The 22,791-nt window shown below is 73.1% G+C and carries 22 protein-coding genes; 15 read left to right on the top strand and 7 right to left on the bottom strand.

The genetic code is table 11. The annotated features are described in order from the left end of the window. Nucleotides 1-37 precede the first annotated feature (37 nt). Nucleotides 38-403 (top strand): hypothetical protein, encoded by a 366-nt coding sequence (locus tag AB0K03_RS17450; protein ID WP_364685540.1) that lies wholly within the window; start codon nucleotides 38-40, stop codon nucleotides 401-403. Nucleotides 404-506: 103 nt separating this feature from the next. Here the strand turns inward: AB0K03_RS17450 and AB0K03_RS17445 are convergent, their stop codons facing one another. From AB0K03_RS17445 to AB0K03_RS17430, 4 genes are all read right to left on the bottom strand, one after another. Next, entirely contained in the window at nucleotides 507-920 is a 414-nt protein-coding gene (locus tag AB0K03_RS17445; protein ID WP_364685537.1) for a hypothetical protein, read from the bottom strand. A gap of 966 nt (nucleotides 921-1,886) precedes the next feature. Further along, nucleotides 1,887-2,495, bottom strand: coding sequence for a hypothetical protein (locus AB0K03_RS17440; RefSeq protein ID WP_364685534.1), 609 nt, complete (start codon nucleotides 2,493-2,495; stop codon nucleotides 1,887-1,889). A 19-nt stretch (nucleotides 2,496-2,514) separates the two neighbouring features. Then, nucleotides 2,515-3,930, bottom strand: a complete 1,416-nt coding sequence (locus AB0K03_RS17435; RefSeq protein ID WP_364686119.1) for an MFS transporter — start codon at nucleotides 3,928-3,930, stop codon at nucleotides 2,515-2,517. A 60-nt stretch (nucleotides 3,931-3,990) separates the two neighbouring features. Further along, complete coding sequence (locus AB0K03_RS17430) at nucleotides 3,991-5,898, bottom strand: discoidin domain-containing protein (RefSeq protein WP_364685531.1); 1,908 nt, start codon at nucleotides 5,896-5,898, stop codon at nucleotides 3,991-3,993. Between the two features lie 108 nt (nucleotides 5,899-6,006). Between AB0K03_RS17430 and AB0K03_RS17425 the strand changes: the two genes are divergently transcribed. The 5 genes from AB0K03_RS17425 (at nucleotide 6,007) to AB0K03_RS17405 (ending at nucleotide 12,975) form a co-directional block, all read left to right on the top strand. After that, nucleotides 6,007-7,041 (top strand): LacI family DNA-binding transcriptional regulator, encoded by a 1,035-nt coding sequence (locus tag AB0K03_RS17425; protein WP_364685529.1) that lies wholly within the window; start codon nucleotides 6,007-6,009, stop codon nucleotides 7,039-7,041. A 9-nt stretch (nucleotides 7,042-7,050) separates the two neighbouring features. Beyond that, on the top strand, nucleotides 7,051-8,097 hold the full coding sequence (locus AB0K03_RS17420; protein ID WP_364685526.1) for a gfo/Idh/MocA family oxidoreductase: 1,047 nt from the start codon (nucleotides 7,051-7,053) through the stop codon (nucleotides 8,095-8,097). An 88-nt stretch (nucleotides 8,098-8,185) separates the two neighbouring features. After that, complete coding sequence (locus AB0K03_RS17415; protein WP_364685523.1) at nucleotides 8,186-11,272, top strand: EAL domain-containing protein; 3,087 nt, start codon at nucleotides 8,186-8,188, stop codon at nucleotides 11,270-11,272. 7 nt (nucleotides 11,273-11,279) lie between these two features. After that, on the top strand, nucleotides 11,280-11,954 hold the full coding sequence (locus AB0K03_RS17410; RefSeq protein WP_364685520.1) for a GNAT family N-acetyltransferase: 675 nt from the start codon (nucleotides 11,280-11,282) through the stop codon (nucleotides 11,952-11,954). Between the two features lie 157 nt (nucleotides 11,955-12,111). Continuing rightward, nucleotides 12,112-12,975 (top strand): class I SAM-dependent methyltransferase, encoded by an 864-nt coding sequence (locus tag AB0K03_RS17405; protein ID WP_364685517.1) that lies wholly within the window; start codon nucleotides 12,112-12,114, stop codon nucleotides 12,973-12,975. A 183-nt stretch (nucleotides 12,976-13,158) separates the two neighbouring features. Here AB0K03_RS17405 and AB0K03_RS17400 read toward each other — a convergent pair whose 3' ends face one another. Further along, nucleotides 13,159-13,710 carry a cysteine hydrolase family protein gene (locus AB0K03_RS17400; protein ID WP_364685514.1) on the bottom strand — a complete coding sequence of 184 codons (552 nt, stop codon included), beginning with the start codon at nucleotides 13,708-13,710 and terminating at the stop codon, nucleotides 13,159-13,161. Nucleotides 13,711-13,742: 32 nt separating this feature from the next. After that, on the bottom strand, nucleotides 13,743-14,000 hold the full coding sequence (locus AB0K03_RS17395; RefSeq protein ID WP_364685512.1) for a hypothetical protein: 258 nt from the start codon (nucleotides 13,998-14,000) through the stop codon (nucleotides 13,743-13,745). 63 nt (nucleotides 14,001-14,063) lie between these two features. Here AB0K03_RS17395 and AB0K03_RS17390 point away from each other — a divergent pair, with 63 nt between their 5' ends. The 9 genes from AB0K03_RS17390 (at nucleotide 14,064) to AB0K03_RS17350 (ending at nucleotide 21,992) form a co-directional block, all read left to right on the top strand. Further along, on the top strand, nucleotides 14,064-15,539 hold the full coding sequence (locus AB0K03_RS17390) for a GGDEF domain-containing protein (RefSeq protein WP_364685509.1): 1,476 nt from the start codon (nucleotides 14,064-14,066) through the stop codon (nucleotides 15,537-15,539). Nucleotides 15,540-15,616: 77 nt separating this feature from the next. Beyond that, nucleotides 15,617-16,612, top strand: coding sequence for a permease (locus tag AB0K03_RS17385; protein WP_364686116.1), 996 nt, complete (start codon nucleotides 15,617-15,619; stop codon nucleotides 16,610-16,612). Then, complete coding sequence (locus AB0K03_RS17380) at nucleotides 16,609-17,319, top strand: TIGR03943 family putative permease subunit (RefSeq protein WP_364685506.1); 711 nt, start codon at nucleotides 16,609-16,611, stop codon at nucleotides 17,317-17,319. The genes AB0K03_RS17385 and AB0K03_RS17380 overlap by 4 nt, the downstream gene beginning before the upstream one ends. Further along, nucleotides 17,316-18,401, top strand: a complete 1,086-nt coding sequence (locus AB0K03_RS17375) for a hypothetical protein (protein WP_364685503.1) — start codon at nucleotides 17,316-17,318, stop codon at nucleotides 18,399-18,401. The genes AB0K03_RS17380 and AB0K03_RS17375 overlap by 4 nt, the downstream gene beginning before the upstream one ends. A gap of 85 nt (nucleotides 18,402-18,486) precedes the next feature. After that, a complete protein-coding gene (locus AB0K03_RS17370; protein ID WP_364685500.1) occupies nucleotides 18,487-19,377 on the top strand; it encodes a methyl-accepting chemotaxis protein in 891 nt (296 codons plus the stop codon). Further along, nucleotides 19,374-20,336: a thioredoxin-disulfide reductase gene (gene trxB / locus AB0K03_RS17365; RefSeq protein ID WP_364685497.1), complete on the top strand. Its 963-nt coding sequence runs from the start codon at nucleotides 19,374-19,376 to the stop codon at nucleotides 20,334-20,336. The genes AB0K03_RS17370 and trxB overlap by 4 nt, the downstream gene beginning before the upstream one ends. Before the next feature lie 42 nt (nucleotides 20,337-20,378). After that, nucleotides 20,379-20,891, top strand: coding sequence for a peroxiredoxin (locus tag AB0K03_RS17360; RefSeq protein WP_364685494.1), 513 nt, complete (start codon nucleotides 20,379-20,381; stop codon nucleotides 20,889-20,891). Nucleotides 20,892-20,917: 26 nt separating this feature from the next. Continuing rightward, nucleotides 20,918-21,154, top strand: a complete 237-nt coding sequence (locus tag AB0K03_RS17355; RefSeq protein WP_364685491.1) for a glutaredoxin family protein — start codon at nucleotides 20,918-20,920, stop codon at nucleotides 21,152-21,154. A gap of 31 nt (nucleotides 21,155-21,185) precedes the next feature. Then, nucleotides 21,186-21,992 (top strand): aquaporin, encoded by an 807-nt coding sequence (locus AB0K03_RS17350; protein WP_364685488.1) that lies wholly within the window; start codon nucleotides 21,186-21,188, stop codon nucleotides 21,990-21,992. Nucleotides 21,993-22,114: 122 nt separating this feature from the next. Here the strand turns inward: AB0K03_RS17350 and AB0K03_RS17345 are convergent, their stop codons facing one another. Continuing rightward, nucleotides 22,115-22,564, bottom strand: a complete 450-nt coding sequence (locus AB0K03_RS17345) for a hypothetical protein (protein WP_364686113.1) — start codon at nucleotides 22,562-22,564, stop codon at nucleotides 22,115-22,117. Nucleotides 22,565-22,791 lie beyond the last annotated feature (227 nt).

Here is a 22,791-nt window from a genome sequence, read left to right as displayed (position 1 = left end):
TCCGGGTCCTCACCGTGCGGCTTAGGATCAGCACCTGATGGTCATCCTGCTGCTGCCGCTGCTCGTGCCGCCCGTGCTGATCGCCGGCTGGCTCACCGCACTCCGGTGGCGCGGCGCGCCGAGGCGGGTGCTCTTCGGTTGCTGCGCGGCGCTGCCTGTGTTGTGTGTGGTGGCCGGCATGATCGCCGGCGACGCGGAGGACCGCACCCTGCCCGCCGGGTGCCGGGACGGCACCGTGGCCGGCCTGGAGTGTGGTTACGGCCTGGCCCGTTTCACCGGCTACCTCGCCGCTGCCACCGGGACTGTCACCCTCGTGCTGCTGGCCGTCATCTCGGTGATCGTCTGGACGGTGCGCAACCGCTCATATCGCGGCCTTCCCGCGCTGACCTCCGACCGTCCCTGATCGTCGAGCAGCCCCTGATCGTCGAGCACGCCGTCGGAGAAGACCTTGCCGCCCCCGCCGACGACCGCGTCCACCCGGCCCGCCGCCGTCGATGCACCGCGTCTCACCCTGCTGCGGTGCCGCGCCCCCGTTCCGCAATGGCGGGGAACACGCGCACGAACGATCCGAGACTCTTGTACGGCTCGCCGGACAGGACCCGGTGGGCGGTCGCGAACGGCAGCGCGGTGATCCCCTGCACGGAGACGGCGTAAGCCCCCGCGGCGGCTTCGTGGGCGGTCCAGTTCCCGCCGTGTACGCGGATGAGGACTTCCCCGGTGTACGCCCCGACGAGCTTCCACCACAGATCCATGCGTTCGTCGGAGAGCGGACCGTCGGCCAGCAGCAGGTCGCAGACTTCGTCCAGGTCATCGAGACTCTGCGGCGACCAGTCCAGCCGGCGGCCGTACTCGCTCGCCACGAGCGCGACGCAATCCTCGGCGACCTGCCGCAGCGCAGCAGCCTGGTCAGGCTCGATCATGTCGACGATCTTCTCACCCCCGGTCCACCGACCTACGGTGCCGCTTGGTATGGCGATCTCCTCGTGCCGCACCTCGCAGGGCTGCCGTCACTCGAGACTGATGTCGAGCGTCGCGACAACGGTTCGCCTTTGGACTGTGGCGCTCGTCGCCTTTTCGGCGTGATCCTTTTGTGGTGCGGCGGGGTGGGCCACGGAAGAATCCACGTGTGCGGCAGTTACAGTTCTTCTCGGTGGCGGAATTGGCGGCGATGCGCGATCGGACCGCGTCCCGTCACTATTCTCGTGAGCGGGAGGAATTCCGCCGGCAGCACGCCCGCCATCGGGTGTGGGGACTGGCGCAGAGGCACGCCGCGAAGCTGCGCCGCTTGCACGGCGATCGGCCGGCGGGCGCGGCAAGCCGGCGACGCCCGATGACACCTCGGCGGGCAGCAGCGCCCGCTGCGGGGACCGCGGCGGTCTGCCGTCCGGCGGGACGATGCGCGACGGCAGCGCGTGCTGACAGCCTCGCTGAGCAAGGATCAGCGGTGGAAAATGCTGCTCACGCGGCGGAGTCGTGTGCTCCACGCGCGACAGTCCACGGCCTCGCGACGGCCTCGCCGGCGGCAGACCCAGGTGGCACCGAAGCCGAGCCGCCGGCAGTCCCCGACAGCGGGGAGCAACGCCGGCCCGATCACCGGCAGGTTTCGCAGGTCGACCACATCCCGGCGGCACGATTGTGGCGGGCACGACCTCCGCAGGTCGATCGGGCACGACCTCCGCATATCGATATTGCATCCGGACTCGGGACGAATTCGAAAGGAATTCCGCAGCGCTTCGGGGATTGCGAGGCTGGACGCACGCATATCGGCGTTGCCGAGGTCGGAGTTCAGCGCCGTCCGCATTCTGTCGACTTGGTCGCAGCACCGACGATCGCCCAACGATCGCGTTTTCGGCACACCGAAGGGGTGCGGCGGGCGGTGGCGCCGGTCAGACGGGTGACCGGCTGCCTCCGTGAGACGCCACCAGGGCATCCGCCACCGTCGCGGCGTCGGCGTCGGCCACGTCGGACGGGTATTCGGGCAGGAGGTCGTCCCAGATCGTGAGCCAGGAGCCGTACAGCTGGGTCTGGCCCTCGGGGCGGGCGAAGAACCAGACATGCAGGTGGGCGCCGCCGTCCCCGATCCGGTAGACGTGCGCTCGCGAGATGTGCGGGACGGCTTGGATGTGGCGGACGATGCGGGTGGTCAGCAGTCCGAGCTCGGCGGCCAGGTCGTCGGGGAGGTCCGCCATGTCGTAGTGGTCGCGCGGGTAGAGCATCAGCACCAAGGGCACACCCACGCCCGGCACCCGGGCCAGGCGCCAGTGGTCGCTGAACCAGATTCCCTCGTCGCGGTCGTGGCAGTGCCGGCAGTCCGTCGGGTCTTCGCCGTGCCGGGCGGGCTCCGGGAGAACCGGGGGGCGCAGCGGAGCGATCCGGAGTCCGTCCTGTTCGAACGGGCTGATGTCCCACCCCGTCATCCGGGCGAGGGGGAGCCGCCGGTCGCTGTCCGCGGCGGCCAGGGCGTGGTTGTAGAACTCGTCCGGTCGTAAAGCCATGGCGCGCACAGTAGCCCGCTCAGGCCACCCCGGCCGGCTCCGGGTCGGGGGTGTGGGTGGCGTCGGCGCGGCGGGCGGCGAGGACGTCTGCGAGGGCCGCGGCCAGGGCCACCAGCACGAAGCCGATCGTCACCAGCAGGGCCGTGCGGAAGGACAGCGACCAGCTGCCGCCGTTCGTGGCGAGGCGGTTGAAGAAGACCGCGCCGACCACCGCGATGCCCAGCGCCGTGCCGATGCGCTGGCCCGTCTGCAGGACCGCGCCCGCGCTGCCGGCTCGGCGTACCGGGACTTGCGCGAGGGTGAGGGTCTGGTTGGGGCTGATCACGAGGCCGCTGCCGAGGCCCGCCACGAGCAGCGGGAACGCCGCCGCCCAGCCCGCGTGGTGGCCGGGGACGAAGTGCAGCGCCACCACGGTTGCGATGAGGCCGGCGGCCACCATGGCCAGGCCCGTCGCGACGAGGGGGCGGCCGTAGCGGTTGACCACGCGGCCGCCGACCGCCGCCGCGACCGCCGAGCCGATGGCGAACGGGGTGATCGCGACGCCCGCCGCCAGCGCGCTGTAGTGCAGGCCGCTCTGCAGGTACAGCGTGTAGATGAAGAAGATGGTCGTGAAGCCGGCGAAGTAGAAGAAGCCGATGAGGGCGCCCAGGCCGTACGAGCGCAGCCCGAACAGCCCCAGCTCGATCACCGGCGTCCCGCCGCGGCGGGCGAAGCAGCGTTCCCAGGCCTGGAAGCCGGCCAGCACCACCAGGCCCGCGACCAGCAGCAGCCACTTCGCCGGCCCGTGCCATTCGCGTTCCTGGACCAGCGGCAGCAGGACGAGCAGTACGCCGGCGCCGAGCAGCGCCACGCCGGCCGGGTCGAGGCTTTCGCGTTCGCGGTCCTCGGGGCTGCGGCCGGGGATCCACATGCGGCCGAGCACGATGGCCGCGATGCCGATCGGCACGTTGATGAAGAAGATCCAGCGCCAGCCCTGCTCGGCGCCGAGCAGCTGGATGAGCAGGCCGCCGAGCAGCGGGCCGACCGCGGTGGAGACGCCGATGGTCGCGCCGAGCAGGCCGAACGGGCGGCCCCGTTCGCGGGGCTCGAACAGCTGCTGGACCAGGCCGGACACCTGCGGGTTGACCACGCCGGCGGCGGCGCCCTGCACGAGCCGGGCGATGATCAGCCACAGCGCGCCGGTGGCCATGCCGGCGGCAGCGCTGGCGAGGGTGAACACCGCCAGCCCGGCGATGAACACGTCGCGGCGGCCGCGGGCGTCGCCGAAGCGGCCGGCCGGCACGAGCAGCAGGCCGAACGTCAGCGCGTACCCGGACAGGACCCACTGCAGGCCGCCGGCGCTCAGCCCCAGGTCGGCGCGGATCGAGGGCAGGGCGACGTTGACGATGCTGACGTCGAGCAGGGTCATGAACCCCGCCACGAGCGCCACCGTCATGGCTTTCCAGCGGTTGGTCACCGGCCCGTGGTTCCCCCGCGGGCCGGTGGGAAACCGTGACTACCGGTACAGCCGCAGATCGGCGATGCTCCACCAGTTGCCGCTGGTGCCGGTGTTGGTGACCCGCAGGTAGCGGGCCCGGGTGAGCGGCAGGTCCACCGTCGTCAGCTGACCCGTCCCGCTCCCGGTGGCCAGGGTGCGCCAGCGGGTGCCGTCGGTGCTGGCGCTCAGCGTCCAGGCGCGGGCGTAGTCGCCGAGGTTGTCGCCGCTGTCGATCGCGACCTTGCGGAACCACTGCTGCGTACCGAAATCGGCTTGCAGGTACTGACCCGGCTGCTGCGCCGCCCCGCTGGACCAGCGGGTCGAGGCGTCGCCGTCGACGGCCGCGGCCGGGTTCTCGCCGGCCGGTGAGGCGGAGGCGGTGGCGCCGGAGGTGTCGAGCAGCCGATCCCCGGCGAAGGAGCCGCGCGGCCATACGAAGGTGGCGAGGGCCCCGCCGGGTAGCGTGTACTCGAACGAGTGGTCGCCGACCGCGACCGCGAACGAGCGCGGGTCGTCGTTCTCGTTGTGCACGACGAGGGCGGTCGAGCCGTCGGGGTTGCGGAACGCCACGTCCATGATCTGGCCGTTCCAGCCGACCGTGCCGAACGACGTGCTGGCGATGCGGACCGCGCCGGGGCGGACGAACTTCGCCAGGTGGCCGATCGTGAAGTACTCGGCGTCGCGGCTGACGCTGCCGTCGGCCTGCAGGGTGAGCAGGCCGGTGCAGGTGCCGCAGCCGCCCAGGTGTGGCCCGCCCGTGCTGTCCAGCGCGATGTTCCAGTTGATGACGGACTTCGCCCAGTTGCGGGTGGTGCCGACGGCGAGCGTCCGGGCGTGCCAGGTCAGCGTGCCGCGGAAGATCTGCGCGGGGGTGTCGTCCGGGCCGTGCGAGCCGGAGCACTCGGTGAACCAGATGCCCTTGCCCGGGTACGCCTCGTGCAGCTTGGTCATGTCGCTCGGGTCGCCGGAGTAGCAGTGGTACGCGGTGCCCGCCAGCCACCTGCCCGCCGGTGAGGCGAGCAGCCGGTACGGGTAGTCGGTCTCCGGGTCCTCGCCGGGCGGGGTGGTCGCGACGTCGCCGGGGTGCGTGGTCCAGTTGTGGTCGTACCCGAGGATCTTCGTGCGGGGGCTGGCCCGGCGCAGCAGCGGCCCGAGCGCCTCGATGACCTTGGCCTCCTGCGGGACCGGCATGGCCGTTCCGGGGTAGCCGCCGTCGTGGCGGTTCTGCGGCTCGTTCTGCACGGTCAGGTAGTCGATGGGCACGCCGGCCCGCGCGTACGCCTGGACGTACTTGACCAGGTAGCGCGCGTACGCGTCGTAGATCGCCGGATCGTCCTTGAGGTGGCCGCCCATGAGCGAGTCGCTGGTCTTCATCCACGCCGGCGGGCTCCACGGCGTACCCATGATGGACAGTTCGGGGTTGAGCCGGCGGGCACGGCGCAGCAGGGGCAGGATCTGCGCCTCGTCGTGGGCGATGCTGAAGTGCCGCAGCGCGAAATCGGTCTGCCCGGCCGGCACGTCGTCGTAGGTGTAGTGCTGCGGGGCAGCGGTGAAGTCGGAGGAGCCGACCGGCTGGCGCAGGAAGCTGACGCCGATGCCCTCCCGCGGGTCGAACAGCGAGCGCATCGCGGCGTCGCGGGCCGCCGGGTCGAGCCGGTACAGCACGCTGGCGGCGGAGTCGGTCAGCGAGGCGCCGAAGCCGTCCATGCTCTGGTAGCGGGTGCCCGGGTCGACCGTGATCGTGGTCAGTTCGCTGCCGCCGCGGGTGAAGGAGACCGGCGCGCGCTCGTGCAGCTGCTCGGCCCGGTCGGGGGTGGTGACCCAGACCCTGGCCTGGGGTACGCGCTCGCGATGGGCCTGCGCGGGCCCCGTCGAGAGCAGCAGGACCGCGGCGGTGACCGCCGCGCCGAACGCTCGCCGCCGCATGGCACTCCTCTGTAACAAAATGAAACAATGGTGATCGATGGCTATCGCCAGGAAACAAGCGCGACACGATCCTGTCAAGAGTCACGAGTCGCCAATACGCTGCGGTGTATGAAACAAGGCGATGTAACAAGTTCGGGGCGGGGCACCGTCCGGGAGGTCGCCGCCGTCACGGGGGTGTCGATAGCGACCGTGTCCCGGGTGCTCAACGGCCGCGGCAACGTCGCCCCGGAGACCCGGGAGCTGGTCGAGCAGGCCCTCGAACGGCTCGGCGCCGCCGGACCCCGCCCGCGCGCCGCCGCCCGGGCCGCCACCGGGCCGGTGTTCGTGCGCTGCCCGTACCTGCTCACCGACTACTTCGGCGTCATCGTGTCGTCGATCGCCGAGACCCTCGAGCTGCACGGGCGTACGGTCGTGCTCAACGCCGGGGAGGCCGCGCAGCAGACGCACGTGCTGACCCGGCTGCCGAACCGGCCCGGCGTCGCCGGGGCCGTGCTGATCCTGCCCCCGGAGCCGGCCGAGGAGCTGGCCGCCCTGCGGGCGCGGCAGTTCCCGTTCGTCGTGGTGGACCCGCGGGTGCCGCCGCCCCGCGACACCCTGGCGGTCTCCGCCGCGCACGCCGCGGGGTCGCGCAGCCTCACCGCCCACCTGACCGGGCTCGGCCACCGCCGCATCGGCGTGATCGCCGGCCCGGACGAGTGGCTGGCCAGCGACGCGCGGCTCGCCGGGCATGCGGCGGCGCTCGCGGACGCCGGTGTGCTGGCCGCGCCCGGGCTGGTCCGGCATGTGGAGCCGACTGTCGCGTGGGGGCACCGCGCGGCCGGCGAGCTGCTCGACCTGAGCGAGCCGCCGACCGCGATCATCGGCTTCAACGACAAGGCCGCGATCGGCGCCCTGCAGGCGGCCGCCGAACGCGGGTTGCGCGTCCCGCACGACCTGTCCATCGCCGGGTACGACGACCTGGACCTGAGCCGCGCCACGAGCCCGCAGCTGACCACCGTGCGCCAGCCGCTCGCCGAGCTCGGCCGGATGGCGGTCTCCCTGCTCGTCCGCGTCCTCGAGCGGCACCGCGTGCAGGCGCTGCACGTCGAGCTGGCCACCGAGCTGGTCGTGCGGGACTCCACCGGGCCCGTACCCACCCGGTAGGGTGCGCCCGTGACCTCCTTCGCAACGGTCGGCGCCGGGTGGCGCGCGGAGATGTTCTGGCGCATCGCGGGCGGGCTCGACGGTGTCGACTGCGTCGGCACGGTGGTCCGCAGCCCGCGGTCGCTGCCCGTGCCCGCGTACGGTTCGCTCGCCGAGTGCGTCGAGCAGGCCCGGCCCGACTTCGTCGTGACCGCCGTGTCCTGGGACGCCAACCCGGGCGTCATCACCGAGGCCGTCGAGCGCGGCCTGCCGGTGCTCGCCGAGACGCCGCCGGCCCCCGACGCCGACGGGCTGCGCCGGCTCTGGGCCGAGGTCGGCGGGTCCGGGCTCGTCCAGGTCGCCGAGCAGTACCTGCTGGTGCCCTCGCACGCCGCGCGGGCCGAGGCGGTGCGCCGCGGCCTCATCGGCACGCCGACCCAGGTGCAGGTCTCCTCGACGCACATGTACCACGCGGTCTCGCTCATGCGGGGCATCCTCGGCGTGGGGCGCGGGCCGGCGACCGTACGCGCCACCCGCACCACCGCTCCCCTGGTCGACCCGCTCACCCGCGACGGCTGGACCGAGGACGCCGACCCGAAACCGGCCACCACCGTCATCGCCACGATCGACTTCGGCGACGGGCTGTCCGGCCTCTACGACTTCACCGACAACCAGTGGCACAACCAGCTGCGCTTCCGCCGGCTGCTCGTGCGCGGCAGCCACGGCGAGCTGCGCGACGACGAGGTGGTCCGGCTCACCGCGCCGCGCACGATCGTCCGGTCGCCGCTGGTGCGCCGGCAGACCGGGTACGACCTGGACCTCGACGGCTTCGACACGGACACGATCACGCTCGGCGGCGAGGTGCTCTATCGCAACCCGTACCCGGGGCGGCGGTGGATGGACGAGGAGATCGCGATCGGCACGCTGCTGGACGCGACCGCCGCGTGGGTCCGCGGCGACGCGCCGGCGCCGTACCCGCTGGCCGACGGCGCCCAGGACCACCTGGTCGCGCTCGCCGTCGGGGAGGCCGCCGACACCGACCGTACGGTGACCACGCAGGTGGAAGCCTGGGCGTAAACCGGTTGCCGTCCACCACCGGAGTTCAGGACCGCCGCCCGGATGCCGAACTCGCAAGGGTCAGCACCCCCGGCCGGACGGAACCCGCATGACCACGCCCTACGCCCGCGCCGGCTTCGCCGCGTGGATGGCCGCGCTCACCGCGGTCTACTACGCGTGGCCCGGCTCACAACTCTTCTCGTGGACGGCCATCGGGCTGTCCGGCGCGGCCGCCGTGGTGCTCGGCGTCCGCGCCCACGCGCCCGCCCAACGGCTGCCGTGGTACCTCATCGCCGCCGCGCTGGCCTTCTTCGTCACCGGTGACGCCATCGGCTACGCGCAGACGGCGCTCGGCCTGCCGACACCCTTCCCCGGCCCCTCCGACGTGCTCTACCTGCTGGTCTACCCGCTGCTCGCGGGCGGGCTGGCGATCTTCATCCGGGCCCGCTCCGGCGAGGCGAACCGCGCCGCGCTGCTCGACGCGCTCGTGCCCACGGTCAGCCTCGGGCTGCTCTCCTGGGTGTACCTGATCGGCCCGTACACCCGGGCCACCGAGCTCACCTTCGCGGAGAAGGCGGTGTCGGCCGCGTACCCGCTGGGCGACGTACTCGCCCTCGCCATCCTCCTGCGGCTGCTCACCGCCCCCGGGCGCAAGCCCGCCGCCTCCGGCCTGCTGTCGGTGAGCGTCGTCGGCGTCCTCGTCTCCGACGTCGTCTACGGCCTGGCCCGCCTCGACAGCACCTGGGCCGTCGGCGGCCCGGTCGACCTCGGCTGGATCGTCTTCTACGCCGCCGCCGGCTGGGCCGCGCTGCACCCGTCCATGATCCGGCTCACCGACGACGCCACGCCGGCGACCGCGCCGGCCCCCGCCGGTGGGCGGCGGCTCGCGCTGCTCACCGGGGCCGCCCTCATCGCCCCCGCCGTGCTGCTCGCCCAGGACCTACAGGGCGGCGTCGCCGACGCGCCGGTCATCGCCGCCGGCTCCGCGCTGATGATCGTGCTGGTCATGGCCCGGGTCGGCGGGCTGATCACCGAGCAGCGCCAGGCACACCAGCGCGAGCGCGCCCTGCGCCGGGCCACCTCGGCGCTGGCCGCGGCGGCCACCCCGGACGACGTCCTCGCCGCCGTCCGCGACGCCATCGCCATGATCATGCCGGCGGAGCAACCGTACGCGCTGAGCACGGGCGACCCCGAGCCGCTGCCGGACGCCACCACGGTCGAGCTGGGCGTCACCATCGCGCCCGGCAGCGATTCGCCGTACGCCCTGCACACCGCGATGGTGCTGCCCGGCAACCCGCCGCAGCGCCGCGCCGTGCGGCTCGAGGCGCCGCTCGCCACGCTGCGCGCCGTACGCCCGGCCGTGCAGGCCCTGTTCGGCCAGGTCGCGATGGTCGTGGAACGCATCGCGCTGGCCACCGAGATCAGCCGCCGCGACGGCGAGGCGTACTTCCGGACCCTCATCCAGAGCGCGGCCGACGTCATCCTCATCGTCGGCGACGACGAGCGCATCCGGTACGCCAGCCCCTCCGCGGCCGCCCTCTTCGGCTGGCCCGACCTCACCGGCGCCCCGCTGACCCGGCTCGTGGCCGACACGCACCACGACCGCCTCGCCGACGTGCTCGGCCGCGCCCGCCAGGGCCTCGGCGACGGCGTCGACCTCACCGCCGTGTGCGCCGACCGGCGGCTGCTGCAGGTCGAGTGCACCGGCCGTGACCTGCGCGACGATCCGACCGTACGCGGCATCGTGCTGACCGTGCGCGACGTGACCGAGCGGCGCCGGCTGGAGAACGACCTGGCGCACCAGGCGTACCACGACGCCCTGACCGGCCTGGCCAACCGGGCGCTGTTCCGCAACCGGCTGGACGAGGCGTTCACCCGGTCCTGCCGCGACGGCCTCGAGCTCGGCGTGCTCTTCGTCGACCTCGACGACTTCAAGGAGGTCAACGACTCGCTCGGGCACGCCGTCGGGGACCAGCTGCTGGTCGCGGCCGGGCAGCGCATCGCCCGGGCCACCGGCGCCGGCGACACGGCGGCCCGGATGGGCGGCGACGAGTTCGCCGTCCTCGTCGACCGGTCGGGCGACGCCACCGCGGCCGAGCAGACCGCCGAGCGCATCGTCGCCGTGCTGGCCGAACCGTTCGAGATCAGCGACGGCCTCGGCGGGACCCACGTGGTCGGCGGCGCGGCCAGCGTCGGTGTCGCCACCAGCGCCGACGCGGGCAGCCCCACCGAGCTGCTGCGCCACGCCGACCTCGCGCTCTACCTCGCCAAGGGCGCCGGGAAGGGCACCTGGCAGCGCTACCGCAGCGACCTGCACACCGCCATGCTGGAGCGGCTCGCGCTGCGGACGTCGCTGCTCGAGGCGATCGACGCCCGCCAGTTCGTGCTGCAGTACCAGCCCATCGTGGACGTGCACACCCGGGACGTCGTCGGCGTCGAGTCGCTGGTGCGCTGGCAACATCCGGAGCGGGGGCTGCTGAGCCCGTACCATTTCATCGATCTCGCCGAGGAGAGCGGCGCGATCGTCGGACTCGGCGAATGGGTGCTGCGCGAGTCCCTGCGCCAGATCGCCGAGTGGCGGTCCGCGGCACCGGATTCGTCGCCGCGCTACGTCAGCGTCAACGTCTCCGCGCGGCAGTTCCGCCAGCCCGGCTTCGTCGACCGGGTCCGCGAGGCCCTGGCCGACACCGGCGCGGAACCCGCCTGGCTGCTGCTGGAGATCACCGAGAGCCTCGTGCTGCGCGACGCCGACCAGGTCTGTGCGGACCTGGCGACGCTGCGCGAGCTGGGCGTCCGGATCGCGATCGACGACTTCGGCACCGGATACTCGTCGCTGAGCTATCTGCGGCAGATCCCCGTCGACGTCCTGAAGATCGACAAATCCTTCATCGACGACATCCTCGCCAGCGGCCGCCAGCGCGCGCTGGTCGACGCGATCGTCACGCTGGCCCGTCACCTCGACCTCACGGTGGTCGCCGAGGGCATCGAGGACCCGGCCCAGCGCGCCATGCTCGCCGCGATGGGCTGCCCCTACGGCCAGGGTTACCTGTTCGCCAAGCCGGTCTGGCCGGCCGAGGTGCCGGCCCTCGCGGCCGCGGCCTGCGGGATGCCGGCGGACGCGGACGGTCAGGAACCGGCGCTCGCGGCCGCGGACGGCCAGGTGCCGGGGCCGGTGGGCGTGACCGTCGCCGGATAATCGGCGCGTGGACCTTCTCGACAACCCGGTGTGGGCCGCGCTGAGCGGCCCGCACGCCGGCCACGCCGAACGGTACGGCCGCAGCGCCCGCTACGACCCGGAGATCAGCCCGTTCGCGGCGGTCGACGACCCGGCCGACCCGGGTGCCTGGGACGACCTGCGCAGCCTCGTCGGCGTGGGGAACCGGGCGCTGCTCGCCGGCCCGGGCCTGGCCACGCCGCCGGGCTGGACGTCCGACCGTAGCCTGCCCGGCGTCCAGCTCGTCGGCACGGGCGCCGGCGCGGGTGGCGGGGATCCCGAGGTGGTCGTGCTGACCGGCGCGGACCTGCCCGAGATGCTCGACCTGGTGGCGCGCACCCGCCCGGGCCCGTTCCGCAAACGGACCGTCGAGCTGGGGACGTACGCCGGCATCCGCCGCGACGGCGCGCTCGTGGCGATGGCCGGCGAGCGGATGCGGCTGCCGGGGCACACGGAGATCAGCGCGGTCTGCACGGATCCGGCGTACCGCGGCGCGGGGCTGGCCGCCCGGCTCGTGGCGCACATCGGGGCGGGCATCCGGCAGCGGGGTGAGGTGCCGTTCCTGCACGCGGCCGCGGACAACGCCGGGGCCATCCGGCTGTATCGGCGGCTCGGCTTCACGGTGCGCACCGACGTACGGTTCATGTCCGCTACCGCCGCCTGACCGTGAGCAGATCGCCGTACGCCGGCGCGTGCCGTCCTCGCGGACCGCGGGCAGGGGGAACGCCATACGGCGCAGTCCATGGGTGACAGATGTCAGAGGTGTGTCCCCGCGCAGCGCATTACCGTCGGTTTCGGCGACGGACGAGCGGGGGGACGCCATGACGACGATTCCGCAGGCCAGCCGGACGGCGGTCGGCGTGTGCCAGGGCCGGGCCGCGGCGGACGGCCGGATCGCGCCGGGCCGCTTCGCCGACCCGGCGGCCATGGCGCTGCTGCGCCCCGCCGAACGGCAAGCCGTCGAGTGGGTACGCGACGACGACCCGCCCCGGTCGTGGCCGCACCGGCTCGACTTCGAATCCGTACGCGCCCACGCCGAGATGATCGTCCCGCGCACGGTGGCGATCGACGACGCCGTACGCGAAGCCGCGCACGCCCAGGTGGTGATCCTCGGCGCCGGGCTCGACGGCCGGGCCTGGCGGATGCCGGGGCTCACCGTGTTCGAGGTCGACCACCCGGCCTCCCAGCAGGACAAACGGGCACGCGCGGCGGACCTGCCCGGCCGGGCGCCGACGTACGTGCCGGTCACACTGGGCCACGACCCGCTGCGCGCGGCGCTGACGGCGGCCGGGCACCGTACGGACCGGCCGACGACGTGGATCTGGGAGGGCGTCGTGCCGTACCTGACAGCGGAGCAGGTCGCGGCGACCGTCGCCGAGGTCGCGACATGCTCGGCGGCGGGCAGCCGCCTCGTCGTGAACTACCAGACACCCCTGAGGTCGGCTGCCGTGGGCCGGCTGTTGTCGCGCGCGCTCACGGCCTCGGCCGGGCGGCGCAGCGTGTGGGCGACGGAGCCGTGGCGTTCCACCTGGACACCGGCGGCGATGGCCGAAGTGCTCGAGCGCACGGGATTCCACGTCGGTACGGACCGGAGCCTGCTGGAGATCGCCGAGGAGCTCGGCACGCCGGCCCGCCACCGGCGCACCCTGCAGCACGGCCGGGTGGCCGTCGCCCAGCGACCCTGAACGGCGGCGCGCGGTCGCGGGTCAGCCGGCGAGGACGCGGTCGGTGAAGGCGGCGCGGATGGTTCGCTCGTCGAGTGGCTGCACCGCGCGACGCTAACCGACCTGCCGGGCCGGGTCATCCGCTTTTCCGCAGCCCACGTCGGCCGCGATGCCGGCTTCCGAACGGTCCCGCGCACCTCCGCCTCAGCTGAAGTCGGCGTTCCCGGCCTCGACCGTTCCGGCCGTCCGGCCCGGTGCGCTGTGGTTGGCCCAGTACAGGTTGGTGTGCGCGACCACCTTGTCCGGCGGCGGCGCGCCCCACGGCGACTGGTCCTCCGTGGTGTGGGCGTCGCTGACCAGGATCGCGTCGTAGCCGCGGACGATCGCGCCGTGCAGGGTGGAGCGGATGCACTCGTCGGTCTGGGCTCCGGACAGGTACAGCCGGCCGGCGCCGAGGTCCGCCAGGGTCTGTTCGAGGGTGGTCTCCTCGAAGGCGTCGGCGTAGCGCTTCTGGACCAGCGGCTCGCCCGGCGCGGGCTTCAGCTCCGGGACGATGTGCCAGCCGTCGCTGCCGCGGACCAGGTTGTCGCTGTTGTGCTGGACCCAGACGACCGGGATGTCTGCGGCGCGGGCCTTCTCCACGAGGCCCACGATGGTGGCCACCACGGCGTCGCGCTCCCACGCGCCCTCGACCACGGCGTTCTGCACGTCCACCACCAGCAGTGCGGTGGCGGGCCGGTTCTCCAGTGTGCTCATGGCCCGACGCTAGACCGGACCACCGACATTTTTCAGAGCTGCCCGTGGTTCGGCGGCAGCACGTCGGCGAGGGCGTACGCGCCCAGGTGGTGGTATTTCCAGTCGAGCGAGTCGTGCACGCTGTGGGTACGGGCGTTGCGCCAGTGCCGGTCCAGGTCGTACTTGGCCGCCGCCGAGCACGAACGCCAGCACCAGCCGCCCGGTGTCGTCGAGGGCGGTGACCAGGATCCAGCCGAGGTCAGCGCGCCGGTCCTGTAGTACGCCGCTCCGGATCCGCACCGCCGCCGCACCCGCCCCGCAACGGGCGGGTGGTTGCCTGGAACGGTCGGCCATCTTCGAACAGACGAGGACCCATGCACGGACGCAGCTGGAAGGCCTTCGCCATCGCGATGGCCGTGGTCATCGCCGGGTATCAGCTGATCCCCGACGACGCCGTGTGGGTGACCTGCTGGCAGGTGGGCGTCGGCTGGGCGGGCACCGCTGCCGTCGTCGCCGGGTCCCGGCGGCTGCCCCGCCGCGACCGGCTGCCCTGGTGGTGCTTCGGGGCCGGCATCTTCGCCAACTCCACCGGCATCGCCGTCGCGATGTACGCCGAGAACGTCCTCGGCTGGGACGACCTGCCGACGCCGGCCGACCCGTTCTTCCTCCTGCTCTACCCCGCGTGCGCGGCCGGGCTGGCGCTGCTGATCCGCCGCCGCGAGCCGGGGCGCAACTGGACCGCGATGGTCGACGTCACCACGATCACGACCGGCCTGGGCCTGCTCGCCTGGGTGTACGTCATCGAGCCCGCGGCGACCGAGGCGGGCCTCTCGCTGTTCGGCCGCAGCGTGCAGGTCGCGTACCCGGTCGGGGATCTGCTGCTGCTGGCGATGCTGACCCGGCTGCTGCGCTCCGGCGGCGTCCGGAGCGCGTCCTTCTGGTGGATCGCGGGTGCGCTCGGCGGGTTCCTCGCCGGCGACACCACCTGGGTGGTGCTGGGCAATCTGGGCGACGTCGGGTGGGCGCTGGAGGAGGTCCAGTGGTTCCGCCGCTGCATCGACATGATGTTCCTGACCGCGTTCGCCCTGGTCGGCATCGCGGCGCTGCACTCCGACACCCGGGACATGGGCCGCCCGGCGGCTCCGCGGCCGCCGCGGCTGAGCCGGATGCAGCTGCTCTCGCTCACCGGCGCGACGCTGATCGCACCGGCCATCCTGGCCGGTCAGCTCGCCGCGGGTCAGGTCAAGGACGGCCCGGCGATCGTCGTCGGCTCCACGGCCCTGTTCCTGCTGGTCGTCACCCGGATGGCCCAGCTCGTACGGCAGGTCGAGCAGCAGTCCCGCCAGGTACGGGAACTGTCGCGCACCGACGAGCTGACCGGCCTGCCCAACCGGCGCGCCTGGAACGACGAGCTGCCGCGCGCGCTGGAGCACTCCCGGCGTGACGGCAAGCCCGTGTGTGTCGCCGTCCTCGACCTCGACCGGTTCAAGCAGTTCAACGACAGCTACGGCCACCCGGCCGGCGACCGGTTGCTCAAGGAGGCCAGCGCTGCCTGGCACGGCGCGCTGCGCCAGGTGGACACGATCGCGCGTTTCGGTGGCGAGGAGTTCACCGTCCTGCTGCCCGGCGCGGACGCGACCGCGGCGGTGGCGGTGCTCCAGCGGGCCCTGGCCGCCACGCCGCTCGGGCAGACGTTCTCGGCCGGCGTCGCGGCCTGGGACGGGATCGAGACGTCCGACCAGCTCATCGAGCGCGCCGACGCCGCCCTGTACGAGGCGAAGGACGGCGGCCGGAACCGCATCGTCCCCGCGAAGCCCCGGATATACGCGCATATTCGCAGCTCAGCATAGGACAGTCGAGGCGGTAGGGTGGGGCCCGCCCCGCCCCCGACCGTGCCCGGAGTGTCCCAGTGCGAGCAACCGACGAGATCAAGTCGTCGCCCCCGGCCGGCACGGAACACCCCCCGGAGAACGGCCGCCGCTTCGGCTCCGTCGAGGTGCTGGCCGTCCTGCTGGTGCTGCTCGTCGTCTTCCGCAACCCGCTCGCGTCGCTCATCTCCGGCGCCCGGCTGCAGACCTGGACCACGGTCTTCGTCTCGGTGCTCGTGCAAGCGGTCCCGTTCCTCGTGTTCGGGGTGGTGCTGTCCGCGGTCATCGCCGTGTTCGTGCCCCGCTCGTTCTGGGCGCGGGCTTTGCCGCGGCACCCCGCGCTGGCCGTGCCGGCCGCCGGGCTGGCCGGTGTGGTGCTGCCCGGCTGCGAGTGCGGCAGCGTACCCATCGCGGGCTCGCTGATCCGCCGGGGCGTGACGCCGGCGGCCGCCCTGGCGTTCCTGCTGGCCGCGCCGGCGATCAACCCGATCGTGCTGACCGCGACGGTGGTGGCGTTCCCCGGGCAGCCGATGATGGCGGTGGCGCGCGGCGTGGCCAGCCTGGTGGTGGCGGTCGCGATGGGCTGGCTCTGGCTGCGGCTGGGCCGCACCGAGTGGATCAAGCTGCCGCACCGGCCGGACCTCGACGGGATGAGCCGCGGCAACGCGTTCTGGGCCGCCGTCCGGCACGACCTCATGCACGCCGGCGGCTTCCTCGTGGTCGGCGCCGCGGCCGCCGCGACGATCAACGTGGTCGTTCCCGAACGCTGGCTGAACAGTCTCGCGGGCAACGCCGCTCTGTCGGTGCTGGCGCTGGCGATTCTCGCCGTGCTCCTGTCCATCTGCAGCGAGGCGGACGCTTTCGTCGCGGCCTCGCTGTCGCAGTTCTCGCTCACGTCCCGGCTGGTGTTCCTCGTGGTCGGCCCGATGGTGGATCTCAAACTGATCAGCATGCAGACCGGCGTGTTCGGCCGCCGCTTCGCGGTCCGGTTCGCCCCGGCCACGCTGGTCGCGGCGATCGTGGCCGGCACCGGCGTCGGGGCGGTGCTGCTGTGAACCGGCAGGCCCAGGCCGTCGTCATGCTGCTGCTCGGCGGGGCGGTCCTCAAGACCGGCTTCGGCGACCTCTACCTGCGCTACGTGAAGGAGGGCCTGCAGCCCTTCCTCATCGGCGCCGGCGCGCTGCTGGTCGCGGCGGCGGTCATGACCCTCTGGTACGAGCTGCGCCCCCGCCGGGTCACCCCACACGGGCACGAGCACCACCACGAGCCGCGGATCGGGTGGCTGCTCATCCTGCCGGTGCTCGGTCTGCTGCTCGTGGCCCCACCGGCGCTCGGCTCGTACGCGGCGGGCCAGGCCGGCAGCGTCCTGACCGCGCAGAACTCCGCGTCCGACTATCCCCCGCTGCCCGCCGGCGACCCGGTCGACGTGAGCCTGCTCGACTACGCGTCCCGGGCCGTGTTCGACCAGGGACGCAGCCTCACCGGCCGCACCCTGCGCCTCACCGGCTTCGTGACGCCGGGGCCCGGCGGTGAGCCGATGCTGGCGCGCATGGTGCTGTCCTGCTGCGCCGCCGACGGCCGCCCGATCAAGGTCGGCCTGACCGGCGCCGGGCCGTCCGCCGTCGCCCCGGACACGTGGGTGCAGGTCGTCGGGACGTACTCGGACCGGGTCGCCAAGGACGCGGTGAACGGCGCGGACGTGCCGTACCTGCAGGTGACCGGCTGGCAGGAGGTCACCCCGCCGAAGCAGCAGTACGAGTGACCGGCGGCGGACGGCTCCGCGGGCTCGGCGGCGCGGGACTGCTCGTCGCCCTGGTGGCGGGCGGCGCGCTCCTCGCGTACCCGATGAACGACGACAAGCCCGCGCCCCCGGGCCGGGTGGGCCTCGCCACGGCCTGGCCGGACGCGCAGCGTGCCCAGTTCCCCGGCAACGTTCCGGACGGGCCGATCTACCACCCGCTGGCGTTCCTCGACGCCCACGCGAGCGTGGGCACGGCCGCCGCCCCGGACGGCGCCCACGAACGTCTCGTGCTGCGTGCCGCGGACGGCTCGATCCGGGAGCTGCGCCGCCGCCCGCTGGAATCGCGGCCCGAGTTCGGCACGATGGCGGTCTCCGGGGACGATCTCGTGTGGACGGAGTCGGTGCAGGGCGCGCCGGCCGAGGTGTGGACGGCCAAGACCAGCGGCGACGGCGTCCGGCGCCTCACCCGCGACACCGGCGACCCGGTCTTCTACGGCTCGCAGTGGGACCTGGTCGTCGCCGACGGCCGCGCCTGGTGGGTGGCCGCGGGCGAGGATCCGCAAGTCACGCAGGTCCGATCGGTCGCCCTGACCGGCGGCCCCGTGACGGTACGCCGGGAGCACGGCACCTGGGCGTTGTCGGCCTGGCCGTGGCTGACCGACGGACCCGGCGACCAGACCGGCACGACGGTTCTCCGGTCGCTGACCGGCAACCGTGAGCAGCGCATCGAGACCACGGGCACCGAACTGCCCACCTGCGGCCCGTCCTGGTGCCGCGTTCTGGTGCTGACCACGGGCGGCCTGGCCCGCATCGACGCCATGCACCCGGACGGCACCTCCCGCCGCCGCATCGCCGGCAGCACGGCGAGCGCGGCCGTCACCGACGTGGCGATCCTGGACCGGTTCGAGATCCTGTCGGAGGCCACGCCGGCCTCGGACCTGACGGGTACGGAGATCCTGCTCGTCAACGACCTGCGGGCGGACCGGACGGTGGTGGTCAGCGTGGCGGCTGCGGGAGCGTTCGCCCGCCACGGGATCCTGTGGTGGGCGACGGGCGACCAGGACTCGCTGGTCTGGCACACCCTGGACCTGCGTACGGTCTGAAGGCGGCGCGGCGCCCAGCAGAATGCATCGGCGCGGCGGTTCAAGAAGTGCTCAAGCACCCTGGGGTAGTGCCGAAAAACTCATCGTGACTTCCGACACGATGATGCCGCGGCGTACGACCGGCGGTGGCGCGCTCCGGGCGGCTTTGCCGGCCGCCGCGGCCGTTGCAGTCGTCCTGGCCGCCGCGGGGTTCGCGGTGGTCGGCGTGGCGACCGCCGCGGCGGCGCTGATCGCCGGTGCCGTGCTGCTTCCGCGTCCCACGGCGCCCGACGCGCCCGACGCGCCGGACCCGGCCGACCCGGCGGCCGCACCCGCCGAGATCGCCGCGGTTTCTTACGAGCCACCGCGGGACTCCCCGCCGGAGATGACGGCGGCACCGGCACAGCCCGTGACACCCGCGCCGCCGCTGCCGGACCTGCTGCCACCGAGCGAGCTGCGGACCGCCCTGGTCTCGGTGCGCGACGAACTCGAACGGCTGTCGCACGGCACCGGCGAGGCCGGCAGCGGGCTCGACACGACCCGGGGCATGACCTTCCAGATCTTCGGCCAGATCGACCAGCTGGTCGACCTCGCCGATCGCATCTCCGGCACGGTGAACGTCATCCGCACCATCGCCAAGCAGACGAATCTGCTGGCCCTGAACGCGACCATCGAGGCCGCCCGCGCGGGCGAACTGGGGCGCGGGTTCGCCGTCGTCGCCCACGAGGTGCGCAAGCTGGCCCAGGACGCGGCCGGCGCGACCGAGAGCATCGACCACATCGTCGCCGAGATGCGCGAGCTCACCGAGGCGACCACCGAGGTCACCAACGCGGCCGGCGACGCCGTCGAGTCCGCCCGCACCTCGTTCACCGCCGTGGAGGAGGTCCTCCGCGACGCCCGGCACCGCCTGGCCGGCGCCGAGGAGCACATGAGCTCCTACCTGGACCTGGTGAACGCCACGATCAAACCCGCCCGGACAGAAGGACGAATCGCATGACGGCACACGCGAAGGTCATCGTCATCGGAGGAGGCCCCGCGGGCTACACCGCCGCGCTGTACGCCGCCCGCGCCGGCCTGTCGCCCGTGTGCTTCGAGGGCTTCGACACCGGTGGCCAGATCTCCCGCTCGGAGAAGGTGGACAACTACCCCGGGCTGCACGGGATCGCCGGCGTCGACCTGGGCGCCAAGATCCGGGAGCAGGCCGAGGCCGCCGGCGCCACCTTGGAGTTCGGCGACGTCTTCGAGGTCGACTTCGGCGCCGCCCCCTTCCGGGTGGTGGGGCTCGACGGCGAACGCACCGCCGATGCCGTCATCGTCGCCACCGGCGCGGCGGCCCGCAAGCTCGGGCTGCCGTCGGAAGCCGCGCTCGAAGGCCGCGGCGTGGCGTACTGCGCCATCTGCGACGGGCCCATGTTCGCCGGCAAGGACGTCGTCGTCGTGGGCGGCGGTGACGCCGCCGTGGGCGAGGCGCTGGCCCTGCGGAACATCGCCGGCACGGTCACCCTCGTGCACCGGCGCAACGAGTTCCGCGCCAGCGGCGTCATGCGCGCGGCGCTCGCCGCCTCCGACGTCACGGTGATCACCTCGGCGGTGGTGGAGGAGATCCTGGGCGTGGAGACCGGCAACGTCACCGGCGTACGCATCCGTATGGTCGACGACGACTCCCGGCGCGACCTGGACGCCGAGGGGGTGTTCGTCGCGATCGGCCACGAACCGGCCAGCCAGCTGTTCCAGCAGTGGCTGCACTGCGACGAGCACGGGTTCATCATCACCGAAGCCGGGACCACCGCCACCAACGTGCCCGGCGTGTTCGCCGCCGGTGACGTCGCCGACTCCCGGTACCGCCAGGCCATCACCGCCGCCGCGTCCGGCTGCCAGGCCGCCATCGATGCCGAACGTCACCTGCTCGGCCGGCAGTTCCTGCCGCCCCAGGCGCTCCCCGCCACCGCCGGCTGACCGCCACCCACACCCCGCCGTCCCACCTGACAAGGAGACCTCATGCTCGTCGGCAAGCCCGCCCCCGACTTCGACATGGTCACGACCAAGAACCTGGACACCCTCGACGAGCGCGCGCGGCTCAAGGACTACCAGGGCAAGTGGCTGATCCTGTTCTTCTACCCGGCGGACTTCACGTTCGTCTGCCCGTCCGAGATGATCGCCTTCAACGAGGCCGTGCCGGTGTTCGCGGAGCACAACGCCGAGCTGCTCGGCGTGAGCACCGACGGTGTCTACGTCCACGTCGCCTGGATGGACGCGATGGTCGGATACCTCGGGTTCCCGCTCGCCAGCGACCGCAACTGGGCCACCTCACGCGCGTACGGCGTGCTGGACGAGGCCGAGGGCATCGCCGGCCGCGCGATCGTCATCGTCGACCCGGACGGCGTCGTCCGCTACGAGGTGAACCACGCCGACCAGGTCGGCCGCTCCCCCCGCGAGATCCTGCGGGTCCTCACCGCCCTCCAGGGCCCGGGCCGCACCTTCGCCGCCTGCGACCTCGACGCCGCCGCCTGACCACCCCCACTCGCAAGGAGAACCCCATGGCTTCCCAACCCGTCATCCTCTACAGCGCCACCGGCTGCCCCCTGTGCGCCAAGTACAAGACGTTGCTGTCCTCCAAGGGCGTCCGGTACGAGGAACGTGACACCACCGCCCAGCCCGCGCTGCTCAACGAGCTCGCCGCCAAGGGCATCCGCCAGGTGCCCACCGTGTTCGTCGGCGACAAGCACGTCGCCGGCTTCCGCCCCACCGCCCTGCTCGAGCTGCTCCCCGCCTGACCCCTCCCCTCACCACACCCCTGGAGTACCCATGCGTCGGTACGCAGTCGAGACCATCGGCACGTTCTTCCTCGTCCTCGTCATCACCACGACGGCGCTGCTGCACGTCGGCCCCGCGCCGGTCGCCATCGCCGCCGTGCTGACCGTCATGATCTTCGCCGGCGGGCACGTCTCCGGCGCGCACTACAACCCCGCCGTCACCGTCGCGCTCGCCGTACGGAACCGGTTCGCGTGGCGCGACGTCCCCGCCTACTGCGCCGCCCAGACCGTCGGCGCGCTCGCCGGCGCGGTCGTCGGCCGGCATCTGCTCGCCGGTCAGCCCGCCGAGCAGGCCTTCACCGCCGGAGGAAGGGCCCTGACCGCGGCCGCCGTCGCCGAACTGCTCGTCACCTTCGCCCTGGCGTACGTGGTCCTCAACGTCGCCACCAGCAAGAACACCGCCGGCAACTCGTTCTACGGTCTCGCCATCGGCGGCACCGTCCTGGCCGGCGCGCTGACCGTCGGCGGCGTCTCCGGCGGGGTGTTCAACCCGGCCGTCGCCGTCGGCGTGGCCACCGCCGGCCTGATCGACTGGACGCTCGTCCCGGTCTACCTCGCCTGCCAGATCGCCGCGGGTGCCCTGGCCGGCCTGGCCTTCCGTGCCCTCAACCGCGACGACGTCGCCGAGCCGGCGCTCGAGACCGCGCCCGAGGCCCCCGCCGTCACCGCGCAGCTGGCGCAGGTTCTCTCCGGTGTCGAGGCGCTCACCACGGCGTTCCACGGCCTGCCGGGACAGCCGGGCGCCGCCACGGCGCAGCAGACGGCGCCCGCCGTGGCGTGGTCGCACAGCGCTCATTGACGACACGGCCCCTGGTCCGCGACCGGCGCGCACCGGTCGCGGACCACGGTGGCACGCCCGGGTCCGGGTCGTGCCGGAACAGCCAAACCCGGCCGGCCAGGTGACGAAGCGCCCTCATGGCTTCAGGAGACCGCCGCGCGGACCAGCTCGACGACCTTCTTCTCCACCTCGTCGGTCCAGCTCCGCAGGGCGTACGCCACCGGCCACATGTCCCCGTCGTCGAGGTTGGCCGGGTCCTGGAAGCCGAGCGTGGAGTACCGGTACTTGAACTTGCCGGCGTCCTGGAAGAAGACCACGATCTTGCCGGCGGCGTTGGCGTAGGCGGGCATCCCGTACCAGGTCTTCGGGGTCAGCTCGGGGGCCGCCTGGGTGACCGCGACGTGGACGCGCTCGGCCAGCGCGCGGTCCTCGGGGGCGAGCTGGGCGATCCGGTCCAGGACCTCCTGCAGGCCGTCGGCCTTCTTGGCGCCCTTCTTGCCCTCGGCGCGCAGCTCCGCGGCGCGCGCCTTCATCGCTGCGCGTTCCTCGGCGGTGAAACCCTCGGACCCGGACTGCTCGTTGTTCGCGGACATGCTCACGTCACTCCTCGACGGTCTCGGCCCGGCGCGTTGCCGGCCACCTCGAGCAAAGACTAGGAACGACCGCCGCCGGGCCGCTTCTCGAAATCGATCAGATCCGCCGGGCGCGGTGGCGGGCGGCCGGGCCCCGGCCGCCCGAGGGTCGACCTGTACGCCATCTCGGTGCAGAACGAGCCCGACTATGCGGAGACCTGGACGTGGTGGACCGCCGCGGAAATCGT

It is taken from the genome of Actinoplanes sp. NPDC049316 (assembly GCF_040677315.1).
GTDB lineage: Bacteria > Actinomycetota > Actinomycetes > Mycobacteriales > Micromonosporaceae > Actinoplanes.
This window is presented reverse-complemented; position numbering and strand designations above follow the sequence as displayed.

Coding starts and splice junctions, on each gene's coding strand:
- AB0K03_RS17400 (WP_364685514.1), bottom strand. CDS start 13,710: ATGAGCACACTGGAGAACCGGCCCGCCACCGCACTGCTGGTGGTGGAC.
- AB0K03_RS17450 (WP_364685540.1), top strand. CDS start 38: ATGGTCATCCTGCTGCTGCCGCTGCTCGTGCCGCCCGTGCTGATCGCC.
- AB0K03_RS17435 (WP_364686119.1), bottom strand. CDS start 3,930: ATGACGGTGGCGCTCGTGGCGGGGTTCATGACCCTGCTCGACGTCAGC.
- AB0K03_RS17415 (WP_364685523.1), top strand. CDS start 8,186: ATGACCACGCCCTACGCCCGCGCCGGCTTCGCCGCGTGGATGGCCGCG.
- AB0K03_RS17350 (WP_364685488.1), top strand. CDS start 21,186: ATGCGTCGGTACGCAGTCGAGACCATCGGCACGTTCTTCCTCGTCCTC.
- AB0K03_RS17425 (WP_364685529.1), top strand. CDS start 6,007: ATGAAACAAGGCGATGTAACAAGTTCGGGGCGGGGCACCGTCCGGGAG.
- AB0K03_RS17390 (WP_364685509.1), top strand. CDS start 14,064: ATGCACGGACGCAGCTGGAAGGCCTTCGCCATCGCGATGGCCGTGGTC.
- AB0K03_RS17430 (WP_364685531.1), bottom strand. CDS start 5,898: ATGCGGCGGCGAGCGTTCGGCGCGGCGGTCACCGCCGCGGTCCTGCTG.
- AB0K03_RS17345 (WP_364686113.1), bottom strand. CDS start 22,564: ATGTCCGCGAACAACGAGCAGTCCGGGTCCGAGGGTTTCACCGCCGAG.
- AB0K03_RS17405 (WP_364685517.1), top strand. CDS start 12,112: ATGACGACGATTCCGCAGGCCAGCCGGACGGCGGTCGGCGTGTGCCAG.
- AB0K03_RS17445 (WP_364685537.1), bottom strand. CDS start 920: ATGATCGAGCCTGACCAGGCTGCTGCGCTGCGGCAGGTCGCCGAGGAT.
- trxB (WP_364685497.1), top strand. CDS start 19,374: ATGACGGCACACGCGAAGGTCATCGTCATCGGAGGAGGCCCCGCGGGC.
- AB0K03_RS17355 (WP_364685491.1), top strand. CDS start 20,918: ATGGCTTCCCAACCCGTCATCCTCTACAGCGCCACCGGCTGCCCCCTG.
- AB0K03_RS17360 (WP_364685494.1), top strand. CDS start 20,379: ATGCTCGTCGGCAAGCCCGCCCCCGACTTCGACATGGTCACGACCAAG.
- AB0K03_RS17440 (WP_364685534.1), bottom strand. CDS start 2,495: ATGGCTTTACGACCGGACGAGTTCTACAACCACGCCCTGGCCGCCGCG.